We start from the raw sequence: 12,926 nt of genomic DNA, 5'->3' as shown, positions 1-12,926 counted from the left end.
TAATCCAAAACCTTTGGCGATTCGCTCCATCCATCAACATAATCCCCAAGAAAAATCAAAGTATCATCTGTCGTTACTTTGGCTCTATCCATTATTTGATGTAACGCTCTTAATCCGCCGTGAATGTCGCCAATGACTAATTTTCTATGCATTGTTTTTATTGTATTTCATTTTTCTTAAAATTCGCATCGCTTCTTTAAAGCTAAGATAAATTGTTGGATTTTTTTGGGCTTTCAAAAATGGCTTGGCATCAATTAATTTCTGCTTGGCATCGTCAAAACCATTCAAATAACAAATCATCAAAGTGGAAGATAAATTTTCCAAATCATTCTCCTCTCTTTCAGAAATAGGAAACCCTTTTTCTATTTTTTTGATTAATGCAATATTGGAATTATAAATGTGATGCAGCATTTTTTTGTTAAACGCTGGAGGTTCAAAAAGCATTTGGGTTTCCATTTTATAATACCCGTTATCAAAAAAATGTATCGTTAGTTTTTCCAATGGATAATAACTCGTTTTGTCATTCAGCCCAAGCGGAACGTATTCAATTATAGTAAAACTTTGCTCATCATAACTTATAGTAACTACATCATGTGCTGAATAAAACAGTTTTACTTGCTCATTAATCAGTTCTATATCAACTCTGGATAAATAGGTTATGTCTCTAATTTTTTTGGGAATTCCTGCCCAACAAATCACAAAAAGTTCTTTGAAAACTTTATATTTTGAAGGCATGTCTTTGTGACGATTATTCGTAAAATCTATAACGCCGTCAAGCGTATAGGCAATGCTGTTTCTTGAACTGTTTTCAATACTGATTACGGTTTCAATATTTTGTTTGGAATGGGGAATTTTGTCCTCCGTGGGCATCGAATTACTTCCTCTTCGAACGAAAACGGTGTTGGCTAAAATAGTATGAATGTTTTTCTTGAAAAAAGATATTTTATGTTTGGGTTTTATCGTTACTAATCCAACAACCCTGTCTTTGGGCAAATTAGGAAACGGCACATTTTCGTATTGAATTTTTGGAGGATTTTCCAAATAAGCATTGACCAAATTCTGTATTCGGCTATCGTCAAAAAAATCATCGCCCGTAATTTCGTTATCTTGATCCTCCACACCCACAACAATATAGGAATTGTTAGAAGGATTAGAATTTGACAAAGCACAAATGTGTTTTAAAAACTTAGCTTTCCCTTCTTTGGTGTGCAAATTCAACTGTCGCTTCTTGTCATAAAAACTACTCTCATCATTGTGAGCCAGGAGGTTTTTTATAAGAAGGCGTTTGTTTATCATGGTTTAGTTGCGGGTTGCGGGTTGCGAGTTCATTTGGAGTTTAAAGTTATGAGTTGAGAAACTTCAAAATCAAAACTATAAACCAGTAACTCGAAACTTTAAACTTGAAACCTTCAAATTTATTTATCAAATTTGCTACCCTTAATGTCGGATTTAACCAAATAGGCCATAAAAGAACCTATTTTTTTGCTTTCTGTAATTGTTTTGGCTTTCAAGAATTCAAATTCTTCTTCACTGATGTGTTTTCTGTCAAATGCTCTATATAATTGTGAGCGTAATTCTCCACATGAACCCTTAGAATAACTCAAAAACTGTATAAACTCTTTTCTTCCATTTCTCTCAAAACCCTCAGCTATATTATCCATTATAGAACCTGATGAACCATTCATTTGGTTACGTAATTCAAAATCTTTTCCGAGAGAAGAATTTTCAAATTTGTCCCAAACATCTTGACATATTTCTCTACCTAATTGCCAAATGTCAAGTTCTTCAAAAGTGTTTATCGTAGCCATATTTTTTAAAAATAAATATTTATAATTACAATTTTCGAGTTCTGATTTCTTTGAACTTTGAACTCGAAACTTTAAACCTTAAACTCGAAACCCGTAACCCGAAACTAATCAACCTTTTTTCCCATACTCTCCGTCCAAACAGCAAACCAATCTTCTTGATCTAAATCCAATTCAACGGCTTTCATCAGGGCTTGAATTCGAGCAATATTTACGGTGCCGGCAACAGGAATAATCCCAGCGGGGTGTTTTAAAATCCAAGCTAATAAAATAGTGTCAGAACCTAAATGGTATTTTTCAACCAATTGCACCAACAATTTTTTCAACCGTCTCGTTTGCTCAATGTCTTCTCTAAAAATGGTTCCAAGAGGATTCCATGACATGGGACGAATGTTGTGCAATTGCATATAATCTAGACTCCCATCCAACATAGATTCATAATGTGTTGCCGAAAACTGAATTTGGTTATAGTTAATTTCTGTTTTTTGACGCAATAATTCTGTTTGCGAGGAAGTAAAGTTTGACACTCCAAAATCAATAATTTTACCTTCTTTTTTTAATTGAGCAATCGATTCCGCAATTTCATCTGCCACCATTAATGGGCTCGGACGGTGCAGCAATAAAACATCCAAATAATCCGTTTGCAGATTTTTAAGTGAGTTTTCTACTGACCAAATGATATACGCTTTTGAATAATCATAATGTTTAATCTTGTTAGCTCTACCATTCACATGTTGGATACCGCATTTTGAAACTAATTGAATAGTAGTTCGATCAACCAAACTTTGCTTAAATGCTTTTCCAAAATCGGCTTCGGTGGTATAATTCCCATAAATATCGGCATGGTCAAAAGTGGTTATTTTATTTTCAACACAAACTTTGATAATATGAGCCATTTCAATTGTATTCAATTTTTTATCCCAAATTCCCCAATTCATGGTTCCGGCTATTATAGGCGAAAGTTTAGTTTGCATTTCGTTATTTTTTAATGTTGTATTAATAATATTTTGGGTTTTGGGTTTTTAAAAGAAATAGTATTTTTTTGCAAAAAAAATTCAAAACTCTAATCGGTCTTAAAATTATAAAAAGAAAATCATAAATCATCCTTAAAATTGGGATGTTTAATAAAGTTTTAACGCATTTTTAACATCTGTTACGGGATTAAATTTTGATTTTTGAAATGTTAAAATTTTGAACTTAATTGTACATCGAAAAAATAAAATTATGGAAGAGAATAGTACTGCTATAGACATAAGAGCAATCAATGAAAAAATTGAAAGAGAAAGTGCTTTTATCGATTTATTGACCATGGAAATGAACAAAGTTATTGTGGGTCAAAAACACATGGTGGAACGATTGTTAATTGGACTTTTGGGGCAAGGACACATCCTTTTAGAAGGGGTTCCTGGATTAGCAAAAACTTTGGCTATCAATACACTTTCACAAGCGGTTCATGGAAGTTTTAGTAGAATTCAGTTCACCCCCGATTTATTGCCAGCCGATGTTGTAGGAACCATGATTTACAACATTAAAGCCAATGAATTTTCGATAAAAAAAGGACCCATTTTTGCCAACTTTGTTCTTGCCGATGAGATCAATCGTGCGCCAGCCAAAGTACAATCGGCTTTACTAGAAGCGATGCAGGAAAAGCAAGTCACTATAGGCGACACTACTTTCAAATTAGACAAACCGTTTTTGGTTTTAGCCACACAAAACCCTATTGAGCAAGAAGGAACGTATCCTTTGCCAGAAGCTCAAGTGGATCGTTTCATGTTAAAAACTGTGATTGATTATCCAAAAATGGATGAAGAACGCATGGTGATTCGTCAGAATTTGAAAGGCGCTTATGAAAAAGTGAATCCAGTAGTTTCTGTAGAGCAAATACTTAAAGCACAAGAAGCAGTTCGCGAGGTTTATATGGACGAAAAGATTGAAAAATATATCTTGGATATTGTTTTTGCTACGCGATTCCCTGAAAAATACAAATTGGAGAGTTTGAAACCGCTCATTGGTTTTGGTGCTTCACCTCGTGGAAGTATCAACTTGGCGAATGCTGCCAAATGTTATGCGTTTATCAAACGTCGTGGTTATGTAATCCCAGAAGATGTGCGCGCCGTTGTGCATGATGTATTGCGTCACAGAATAGGAATTACTTACGAAGCCGAAGCCGAAAATGTTACTTCTGTTGACATTATTAACAAAATTGTAAACGAAATCGAAGTACCTTAAATCAAAGTTGGCAGTGGTCAGTTTTAAGTGGTCAGTTATTTATATTTTTTAGAAAATTTTACTGAACACTAATTTCTGAACACTGAACACTATCAAAAAATGGAAACCAAAGACTTACTCAAAAAAGTTCGCAAAATAGAAATCAAAACCCGAAGATTGAGTGATCATATCTTTTCGGGTGAATACCATACGTCGTTTAAAGGTCGAGGAATGACTTTTTCCGAAGTGCGTCAATACCAATATGGAGATGATATTAGTGCTATTGATTGGAACGTTACCGCACGATACAATGAAGCACACGTAAAAGTTTTTGAAGAAGAACGCGAATTGACCATGATGTTAATGGTGGATATATCCGGTTCGGAAAGTTTTGGCACCAAAAACCAATTGAAAAGTGAAATTGTAACTGAAATTGCTGCAACTATGGCTTTTTCGGCAACTCAAAACAATGATAAAATTGGTTTGATATTATTTTCAGACCAAATCGAATTATACATTCCGCCAAAAAAGGGGAAATCACATGTGTTGCGAATCATACGCGAACTAATAGAATTTCAGCCCAAAAGCAACAAAACGGATTTGTCGCAGGCGTTGAAGTTTTTATCAGGAACACAAAAAAAGAAAGCGATTGTATTTGTGATTTCGGATTTTATGGTAGATGATGATTATGAAAAAACATTAAAGATTGCGTCCAAAAAACATGATTTAACAGGAATTCGAGTGTATGACATTCGAGAAGAAAAAATGCCAAACATCGGCATGGTTGAAATGGAAGATGCCGAAACTGGAGAAATTTTGGTGGTCAATACGAGTTCTAAAAAAGCACGTTTGAGTTACGAAAAAGAATATCACGATAAAGTAAATTACTTTAAAGACATCTTTTCAAAATGTGGTTCTGGAACTGTTAATACTCGTGTTGATGAAAGTTATGTGACAAAATTGTTGAGTTATTTTAAATCGAGATAAAAATGTTTTACCACAAAGAACACGATGAAGGCGCAATGGTCAAAAAGATTTTCCTTCGTACGCATCGTGCTGACCTAGCGAACTTAGTGGTTAAATAACAATAAAATGAAAATTAAATTATACATATTATTTTTTCTAATATCAACTTCGCTTTTTGCCCAAAAAGTAACGACTTCTATTGATTCTACCAAGAAAAAAATTGGTGCCGAATTTAAACTGACTTTAAAAACAGATGTTGATACTTTATCTAAAGTGAAATTTCCAAATGCCAAATTTTTTGGTCCGTTGGAAGTAATTCAGTCTTATAAAATTGATACCGTAAAAAACGGTGCGCGCTACGAACTGATTAAAAAATATGGCTTAACCCAATTTGATAGCGGAAAATATACCATTCCCAGAATTCCCGTTTTGATTAATGGTAAACCCTCTTTTTCCGATAGTATAAAAGTGGAAGTAAACGATGTAAAAGTTGATACGCTGAAACAAAAAATGTACGACATCAAAGACATTGCTAAAGTAGAAAGTCCGTTAGGTTCATGGTGGATTTATCTATTGATTTTGTTAGCAATTGGCGTAATTGGTTATTTCGTTTACAAATTCATCAAAAAAAGACAAAGCCAACCCAAAGTTGAAGCAATTGTTTATACATCGCCAATTGAAAAAGCAACCTCTTTATTGCAACAATTAGAAAAAAAAGAACTTTGGCAAAAAGGCGAAATCAAAAATTACTATTCAGAATTAACCGATATTGCCCGAAACTACATAGAAGAAGAAATACACATTCCAGCGATGGAAAGTACGACTTCGGAGCTTATTGAAGGGTTACGAAAAGCCGCCAAACAACAAAAATTAAAACTTTCCAACGAAACCGTAGAGAATTTAGAAAAGGTTTTAAAACAAGCCGATTTGGTAAAATTTGCCAAAGTAAAACCGCTTGATTTTGAAATTGAAGAAGACAAAAAACGAATTTCTAGTTCTATAGTAACCATTCATAAATCAATTCCTGAAATTGTGGAGGATAATGATGAATTGGCACTTTGGAACGAACAACAAAAAGAATTGGCTCGAATTCAAAAACTGAAAAAACAAAAACGAGTTAGAATCATCACCACAATTGGAATTGTTCTTGGAATGCTGATGCTATTTGTTTTGGGACTCATTTATTTCAAAGGTTTTGACTATGTGAAAGATAATTTCCTTGGTCACCCTACCAAAGATTTAGTTGAAGGCGAATGGGTTTTTAGCGAATATGGCAATCCAGGTGTAAAAATTGAAACGCCAAAAGTGTTGAAACGAATGGATGCTTCCAAAGCACTTCCAAAAGATGCTGCCGCTTTAATCAAAGACATGCAACTTTTTGTTTACGGTAGCATGTTAGACGATTTTTACATCACGGTTGCTACCTCATCCTTCAAGCAAGAAGTACAATTGGATTTGGATAAAGCTGTCGAGGGTTCGCTTAAAGTAATGGAAAGTCAAGGTGCACAAAACATTATTGTAAAAACAGAAGAATTCGATACACAGCAAGGCATAACGGGCAAAAAATCGTATGGAACAATGACCATTTTGGACAAAGTTAAAGGCAAATCGACCAAAATGTATTATGAAATGTTAGTTTTTGGACAAAATAACGGTTTACAACAAATCTTGATTTTGCATAGAGAGGATGATAAATACGGGCAACAAATTGGGGAAAGAATATTGAATTCGGTTGAATTAAAAGTAACGCAATAATGCTAAAAGAAGTGAGTTTTTTAAATCCTGAATTTTTCTGGTTGTTTTTATTGCTTCCAGCAGCTATTTTATGGCATATCTGGAAAAGAAAACAGCTTTCGGCAACTTTGAAAATAAGTTCAGTAAAAGGTTTTAAAGCACAAAAATCATGGATTGCCAAATTAAAACCCTATTTATTTGTGTTTCGATTATTGGCTTTAAGTTCATTGATTATTGCTTTGGCACGACCAAGAAAAGTAGATATTAGCAGCCAAACAAAATCTACGAAAGGAATCGATATCGTGATGGCAATTGACGTTTCGGGAAGTATGTTGGCCAAAGATTTGAAACCTAACCGAATGGAAGCGCTAAAAAAAGTAGCCACTCGTTTTGTGGAAGGAAGACCAAATGATAGAATAGGAATTGTGGTTTACGCTGCCGAAGCTTACACAAAAAACCCTGTTACTAGTGATAAAGCAGTGGTACAAGAATCCTTACGAGGAATAAAATACGACAATGTCATTCAAGATGGAACTGGAATTGGAATGGGATTGACCACGGCCGTAAATCGATTGAAAGACAGCAAGGCAAAAAGCAAAGTGATTATTCTATTAACAGATGGTGTAAATAATGCTGGATTTATTGAACCCGAAACCGCTTCGCAAATTGCAAAAGAATATGGAATAAAAGTATATACCATCGGAATTGGAACCAATGGAAACGCCATGTTTCCTTATGCTTATGCACCAAACGGGGGTTTTCTTTTCAAAATGATGCCTGTTGAAATAGATGTTAACTTGCTGCAAGCTATAGCCCGAAACACTGGCGGTAAATATTACCGAGCCAATAGTAACGATAAATTAGAATCGATATACAACGAAATCAATAAACTGGAAACAACCGAAATTCAGGAGTTAAAGTTCTATGATTATGACGAAAAATACAGGTTGTTTGTTTGGATTGCATTAGGATTGGTTTTGATAGAAATTGGTTTAAGAAACACCGTTTATAGAAGTTTTATTTAAATAAAATGTCATTCCGAGCGCAGTCGAGGAAACTCATCAAGATGAGATTTCTCCTTCGTCGAAATGACAAAAAACGTGAAAAATGTACGAGTTAGAAGAAAAAGGATATTTATATTTCTTGATTGTCATTCCAGTATTGGCGATGCTTTTCTTGTATGTACAGTATTGGAAAAGAAAAAAACAAAAGGAATTTGGTGATTTAGAGTTGTTGAAAAAACTAAGCCCCGAGAAATCAATTTTTAAACCTATACTGAAATTGGTTTTGGTTCTATTGGCGTTAACTTGCTTAATCATTGGGTTGGTAAACCCAAAAATTGGTACTAAATTAGAAACCGTAAAACGGGAAGGTATAGATATTATTTTTGCAGTTGATGTGTCCAAAAGTATGCTGGCCGAAGACGTTGCGCCAAGTCGATTGGAAAAAAGCAAGCAATTAGTTTCTCAAATCATTAATCAATTGGGCAGCGACAGAATTGGAATTATTGCCTATTCTGGAAGTGCTTTCCCGGTTTTACCAATAACAACTGATTATGGTGTGGCCAAAATGTTTTTGCAAAGTATGAATCCCGGAATGATTTCGGCACAAGGAACTTCCATTGATCAAGCAATAAATTTAGCCACAACCTATATTGACAAAAAAGATAAAACCAACAAGTTGCTCATTATCATTACAGATGGTGAAGATCATTCCGACTCGGCTCAAGACGCAGCGGAAGAAGCCAAAAAAGTGGGTTTAAAAATTCTAACCATTGGTGTTGGTACTGAAAATGGCGGAACAATTCCATTAAAACGAAATGGTGTTGTAGAAAGTTTTCAAAGAGATCAAAATAATGAAGTCGTAATTACAAAAAGAAATGCCGAAGTTTTAAAAACAATTGCCAAAAGTGCCAATGGTGGTTATGTAGATGGAAATTCAACAAAAGCAGTTTTGGATTATGTTAAAAATGCTTTGGATAATATTCAAAAAACCGAGTTTGAGAGCACACAAATGACCGATTTCAAATCGCAGTTTCAATGGTTTTTGGGCTTTGGTTTTTTCCTATTATTTTTGGATATTTTCCTTTTGGAAAGAAAAACAAAATGGGTAAAAAAGATGAATTTATTTAACGAAAAAGAATAAGTCCCACCTAACCTCTACAAAGGGCAGGAACTAAAACAAAAAAGATGATTAAAAAATATTTCATATTCATTTTACTTTTCTCGCTCTGTGGGTTGGGAGAATTATATGCACAAGAAAAGGATAAAAATTTGCCAAAAGGGAACGATTCTTTTGAAGAAAAAAAATATGACGATGCTGAAGCTGAATATAGAATTTCGGAATCTAAAAACCCTAAAAAATCAATAGCATCCTATAATTTAGGAAATTCCATTTACAAACAAAATCAAGCTGCAGAAGCCAAACTTCATTATGCCAAAGCTTTGAAAACGGCCAAAAAAAGAGAAGAGAAACACAATGCCTTTCATAACATTGGGAACACTTTTATGAAAGATAAAGATTATTCGAATGCTGTTGAAGCTTACAAAAATGCATTGCGAAATAACCCTAACGATGAAGAAACGCGCTATAATTTTGCTTTGGCAAAAAAAATGCTAAAAGACAATCCGCCTAAGAAAAACGACGACAAGAGCAAAGACAAGAAAAATCAAAAAGAAGACGAAAAGAAAGACAAAGATAAAGACAAGGATAAAGAAAAAGATAAAAATCAAAAAGACAAAGATAATAAAGACGGCAATAACGATAAAAAAGAAAATAAAGACCAAAATCAAGGAAAACCACAACCTCAACCGGGTGGAATTTCAAAACAGCGATTACAAAATTTGCTTGATGCGGTAAACAATGAAGAGAAAAAAATTCAAGATAAAGTAAATAAACAAAAAATACAGGCCAATCCAAAAAAAGCAGAAAAGGATTGGTAACAATGAGATCAAACAATTTGAAAATGAAATTATGAAATGAGCATGATCTAAAATTGGTCGTAAAAACCAATTATGATATGCGAATTACATATGACCGATGAAAAAACAATAATAACAACATATGAAAAAAGTAATTGTTTTACTGCTGCTATTATTTGGAAATTTACTCATAGCTCAAGTACAGTTTGAGGCCAAAGTGAGCAAAAATTCTTTAGGATTAAATGAAAGACTCCGAATCGAATTTACCATGAATGCTGATGGCGATAATTTTGTACCACCAAGCTTTGAACAAAGCGGATTTAAAGTAGTTGGCGGACCAAGCCAGTCTGTGAGTCAATCCTGGATAAACGGGAAAAGTTCGTTTAATAAATCCTATATTTATATTTTACTGCCTACTCAAAAAGGTGCGTTAACCATAAAACAAGCATCCATCGAAATCAACGGTCAGGTTTATAAAACTTCACCCGTAAAAGTTAATGTAACAAATGCCGTTGAAATTCCTAAAGATCCAAATGAAATGCCTGTTGTTAGCGCCGATAACAATATTTATTTGGTGGCTGACATTTCAAAATCCAATCCTTATGTGAACGAACCCATCACTGTGGTTTATAAACTGTATTTCAGTTTTAATATCGGAATTTCGAATTGGCGAGAATTAAACAAACCAAAATACAATGATTTTTGGAGCCAAAATATTGACATCAAGCAACTCGTTGCGCAGGAAGGGATATTCAAAGGCGAACGCTATCGTTATGTAGTGTTGCGAAAAACCGTTTTATATCCACAAAAATCGGGTAAACTAGAAATCGAACCGCTTTCGTTGGATATTGATTGTCAAGTGCCAACAAACAGAAGAAATTTTTGGGGACAACCTTTAATGACCGAAGACAGCAAGCGTGTGTCAGCTGGAAGCAAAGTGATTTCTGTAAAAGCGTTACCAGAGTCTGGGAAAACAGAAGATTTTACGGGTGCAGTTGGGCGTTTTGACTTTAAAGTAAAACCTTCAAAAACGGTGTTAAAAAATGGAGAATCACTTGATTTAGATGTAAGTGTAGCTGGTACTGGAAATCTAAAATTGTTTACCTTACCAAAACCTGTTTTACCTGCTGCATTAGAAATGTATGATCCCATTCATGATGAAAATGTGTCAACTCCATTAACGGGAATGACTGGAAAAATTTCAGATAAATACACGATAATTCCACAATACAAAGGCAGCTATCAAATAAAACCCTTACGTTTCACCTATTTTGATTTGAGTTCCAATAGTTATAAAACGATTAGTTCACAACCCATTACTATTACAGTTATGGATGGACCAAGTATGGCAAGTTCCGAAAAAACAGCTCCAAATAGTACAATAAAAACCGAAGTCGCCATTACCAAAACATTTGCTTATAACAAACAAAAAACAACCTTGAAATCAATGGAAAAAGAAGATTTCATTGGTTCGGGATTATTCTATTCACTGGTGTTTTTACCCTTTCTAGCCATTCCGTTTTTGATTGTTGGCAAACGAAGAAAAGACGCTTCAGACAATGATGTTGCTGGGAATAAAATTAAACGCTCAAATGCTTTGGCGAAGAAATATTTAGGCGATGCCAAAAAACATATAGGAAACAAAGAACCATTTTATATAGCGCTTGAAAAAGCCATGCACAATTTCTTGAAAGCCAAAATACATATTGAAACCTCTGAAATGAGTAAAGAAAAAATATCAGAACTATTGCAATCTAGAAATGCACAACTTGACACCATCTCTGAATTTATAACACTTACCGAAAACTGTGAATTTGCTCGCTATGCTCCATCATCTGAAACGGCAATACAGCAGGATTTTGACAAAGCAGTTGCTATAATTTCAGCGTTAGAAAAGCAAATTAAATAAATTTTTAACCACTAAGAGCACAAGGAAGGCACGGTGTTCACAATGAAATGTTTTAAATAGTGTTTTTTGTGCCTACTTCGTGAACTTCGTGGTTAAATAAAACAGAATTATTAGATAAAAAATATGATTACCGAGGAACAAATATCAAGAATTGTATTTGAATCAGCGTTGAAGGTTCACAAATCACTCGGCCCTGGATTACTCGAAAGTGCTTATGAAGAATGTTTATTTTATGAGCTTAAAAAGACAGGTCTTAAAGTTGAAAAACAAAAACCACTTCCATTGATATATGAAGAAGTTAATTTGGAAATAGGTTATAGAATAGATATTATTATAGAAAATAAATTTATAGTAGAAGTAAAATCGGTTGAATTGTTAAATGATGTCCATTTAGCTCAATTGTTAACTTACTTAAAATTGTCCAGTTGTAAATTGGGTTTATTAATTAATTTTAATGTTAAACTTTTAAAAAACGGCGTTCGAAGAGTCATTAATGGTACACTTTAAAATCTTTGTGTACATTGTGACTTCTTTGCGAACTTCGTGGTTAAATAAAAATGAAAAAGATACTCACTTTGTTTTTACTCGTTTCTCAAGTTTTTTGGGCACAAACTGCTTTTGAACAAGGCAATCAATACTATCAAAAAGAAAATTACCAAGGAGCCATTTCAAGTTTTGAAAGTATCATAAACTCAGGAAAACAATCGGCTGCAGTGTATTTTAATTTAGGAAATTGTTATTACAAACTACACAAAGTGGCTCCAGCAATCTACAATTATGAAAAAGCATTATTGCTAAGTCCGAATGATACTGAAATCAAAACCAATTTAGACTTTGCCCGAAAAATGGCAATAGATGACATTAAAGTCATACCGAAAGTAGGTTTCAACAAATTGCTCTCTGACTTTACTTCAAAATATCATTATGACACTTGGGCTTGGATTGCAGTCGTTTTTGCGTTCTTGTTTTTAGGGTTTTTTGCGGGTTATTATTTTTCAGAAAAAACAAGTTTAAAAAGAGTTTTCTTTATCGGAATGTTCGTTTGGTTGTTTGGAATTGTACTAAGTGCTGCTTCCGGATTTTATGAAAAAAGTCGTAATGATAACGAAAGACCCGCCATCGTTTTTGCTGAATCAACACCATTAAAAAGCGAACCAAAAACGGGAAGTCAGGATGCAACCGTTTTACACGAAGGAACAAAAGTTTACATTTTAGAAAGCATTGCCAACTGGAAAAAAGTAGCACTTACTGATGAAACCACTGGTTGGATTGAGGAAAGTGCGATTAAGGAGATTAAGAATTAGTGGTCAGTGTTCAGTAATTAGTGTTCAGTATGTCTATCTTTGCAAACTAATTTTGATATCGATTTAATCCTTCAAAAAT

13 protein-coding genes are annotated in these 12,926 nt (G+C 34.0%); 9 read left to right on the top strand and 4 right to left on the bottom strand.

Annotated elements, in window-relative coordinates; genetic code table 11:
* The 4 genes from ACK5ON_RS07580 to ACK5ON_RS07565 all read right to left on the bottom strand — a co-directional run.
* The coding region (locus ACK5ON_RS07580) for a metallophosphoesterase (protein WP_409821371.1) at positions 1-152 on the bottom strand (152 nt) is incomplete at its 3' end.
* Positions 145-1,296: an ATP-binding protein gene (locus ACK5ON_RS07575; protein ID WP_409821368.1), complete on the bottom strand. Its 1,152-nt coding sequence runs from the start codon at positions 1,294-1,296 to the stop codon at positions 145-147. The genes ACK5ON_RS07580 and ACK5ON_RS07575, both read right to left, overlap by 8 nt.
* Positions 1,297-1,415: 119 nt before the next feature.
* Complete coding sequence (locus tag ACK5ON_RS07570; RefSeq protein ID WP_396173054.1) at positions 1,416-1,808, bottom strand: four helix bundle protein; 393 nt, start codon at positions 1,806-1,808, stop codon at positions 1,416-1,418.
* Between the two features lie 104 nt (positions 1,809-1,912).
* Positions 1,913-2,779, bottom strand: a complete 867-nt coding sequence (locus ACK5ON_RS07565) for an aldo/keto reductase family oxidoreductase (RefSeq protein WP_409821366.1) — start codon at positions 2,777-2,779, stop codon at positions 1,913-1,915.
* Positions 2,780-3,029: 250 nt separating this feature from the next.
* Between ACK5ON_RS07565 and ACK5ON_RS07560 the strand changes: the two genes are divergently transcribed.
* From ACK5ON_RS07560 to ACK5ON_RS07520, 9 genes are all read left to right on the top strand, one after another.
* Positions 3,030-4,034, top strand: coding sequence for an AAA family ATPase (locus tag ACK5ON_RS07560; protein WP_409821363.1), 1,005 nt, complete (start codon positions 3,030-3,032; stop codon positions 4,032-4,034).
* A gap of 99 nt (positions 4,035-4,133) precedes the next feature.
* Complete coding sequence (locus ACK5ON_RS07555; RefSeq protein ID WP_409821361.1) at positions 4,134-5,000, top strand: DUF58 domain-containing protein; 867 nt, start codon at positions 4,134-4,136, stop codon at positions 4,998-5,000.
* A gap of 105 nt (positions 5,001-5,105) precedes the next feature.
* On the top strand, positions 5,106-6,734 hold the full coding sequence (locus ACK5ON_RS07550; protein ID WP_409821359.1) for a hypothetical protein: 1,629 nt from the start codon (positions 5,106-5,108) through the stop codon (positions 6,732-6,734).
* Positions 6,734-7,738 carry a vWA domain-containing protein gene (locus ACK5ON_RS07545; RefSeq protein WP_409821356.1) on the top strand — a complete coding sequence of 335 codons (1,005 nt, stop codon included), beginning with the start codon at positions 6,734-6,736 and terminating at the stop codon, positions 7,736-7,738. The genes ACK5ON_RS07550 and ACK5ON_RS07545 overlap by 1 nt, the downstream gene beginning before the upstream one ends.
* Before the next feature lie 82 nt (positions 7,739-7,820).
* The gene (locus ACK5ON_RS07540; RefSeq protein ID WP_409821353.1) at positions 7,821-8,858 is read left to right on the top strand and encodes a VWA domain-containing protein; all 1,038 of its coding nucleotides are present in this window, start codon (positions 7,821-7,823) and stop codon (positions 8,856-8,858) included.
* A 44-nt stretch (positions 8,859-8,902) separates the two neighbouring features.
* Positions 8,903-9,655 carry a tetratricopeptide repeat protein gene (locus ACK5ON_RS07535; RefSeq protein ID WP_409821350.1) on the top strand — a complete coding sequence of 251 codons (753 nt, stop codon included), beginning with the start codon at positions 8,903-8,905 and terminating at the stop codon, positions 9,653-9,655.
* Positions 9,656-9,776: 121 nt separating this feature from the next.
* Complete coding sequence (locus ACK5ON_RS07530; RefSeq protein WP_409821348.1) at positions 9,777-11,543, top strand: BatD family protein; 1,767 nt, start codon at positions 9,777-9,779, stop codon at positions 11,541-11,543.
* A 123-nt stretch (positions 11,544-11,666) separates the two neighbouring features.
* A complete protein-coding gene (locus tag ACK5ON_RS07525; RefSeq protein WP_409821345.1) occupies positions 11,667-12,050 on the top strand; it encodes a GxxExxY protein in 384 nt (127 codons plus the stop codon).
* A gap of 50 nt (positions 12,051-12,100) precedes the next feature.
* On the top strand, positions 12,101-12,847 hold the full coding sequence (locus tag ACK5ON_RS07520) for a tetratricopeptide repeat protein (RefSeq protein WP_409821343.1): 747 nt from the start codon (positions 12,101-12,103) through the stop codon (positions 12,845-12,847).
* The last annotated feature ends 79 nt before the right edge of the window (positions 12,848-12,926 follow it).

Source organism: Flavobacterium sp. (assembly GCF_046317795.1).
In the GTDB taxonomy this organism is placed as follows: domain Bacteria; phylum Bacteroidota; class Bacteroidia; order Flavobacteriales; family Flavobacteriaceae; genus Flavobacterium.
Note: the sequence above shows the minus strand (reverse complement) of the source record. Positions and strands in the feature narration are given on the sequence as shown.

Excerpts from the sequence above, each read along its gene's own strand:
- ACK5ON_RS07575 (WP_409821368.1), bottom strand. The coding sequence starts at position 1,296 with ATGATAAACAAACGCCTTCTTATAAAAAACCTCCTGGCTCACAATGAT.
- ACK5ON_RS07570 (WP_396173054.1), bottom strand. The coding sequence starts at position 1,808 with ATGGCTACGATAAACACTTTTGAAGAACTTGACATTTGGCAATTAGGT.
- ACK5ON_RS07565 (WP_409821366.1), bottom strand. The coding sequence starts at position 2,779 with ATGCAAACTAAACTTTCGCCTATAATAGCCGGAACCATGAATTGGGGA.
- ACK5ON_RS07560 (WP_409821363.1), top strand. The coding sequence starts at position 3,030 with ATGGAAGAGAATAGTACTGCTATAGACATAAGAGCAATCAATGAAAAA.
- ACK5ON_RS07555 (WP_409821361.1), top strand. The coding sequence starts at position 4,134 with ATGGAAACCAAAGACTTACTCAAAAAAGTTCGCAAAATAGAAATCAAA.
- ACK5ON_RS07550 (WP_409821359.1), top strand. The coding sequence starts at position 5,106 with ATGAAAATTAAATTATACATATTATTTTTTCTAATATCAACTTCGCTT.
- ACK5ON_RS07545 (WP_409821356.1), top strand. The coding sequence starts at position 6,734 with ATGCTAAAAGAAGTGAGTTTTTTAAATCCTGAATTTTTCTGGTTGTTT.
- ACK5ON_RS07540 (WP_409821353.1), top strand. The coding sequence starts at position 7,821 with ATGTACGAGTTAGAAGAAAAAGGATATTTATATTTCTTGATTGTCATT.
- ACK5ON_RS07535 (WP_409821350.1), top strand. The coding sequence starts at position 8,903 with ATGATTAAAAAATATTTCATATTCATTTTACTTTTCTCGCTCTGTGGG.
- ACK5ON_RS07530 (WP_409821348.1), top strand. The coding sequence starts at position 9,777 with ATGAAAAAAGTAATTGTTTTACTGCTGCTATTATTTGGAAATTTACTC.
- ACK5ON_RS07525 (WP_409821345.1), top strand. The coding sequence starts at position 11,667 with ATGATTACCGAGGAACAAATATCAAGAATTGTATTTGAATCAGCGTTG.
- ACK5ON_RS07520 (WP_409821343.1), top strand. The coding sequence starts at position 12,101 with ATGAAAAAGATACTCACTTTGTTTTTACTCGTTTCTCAAGTTTTTTGG.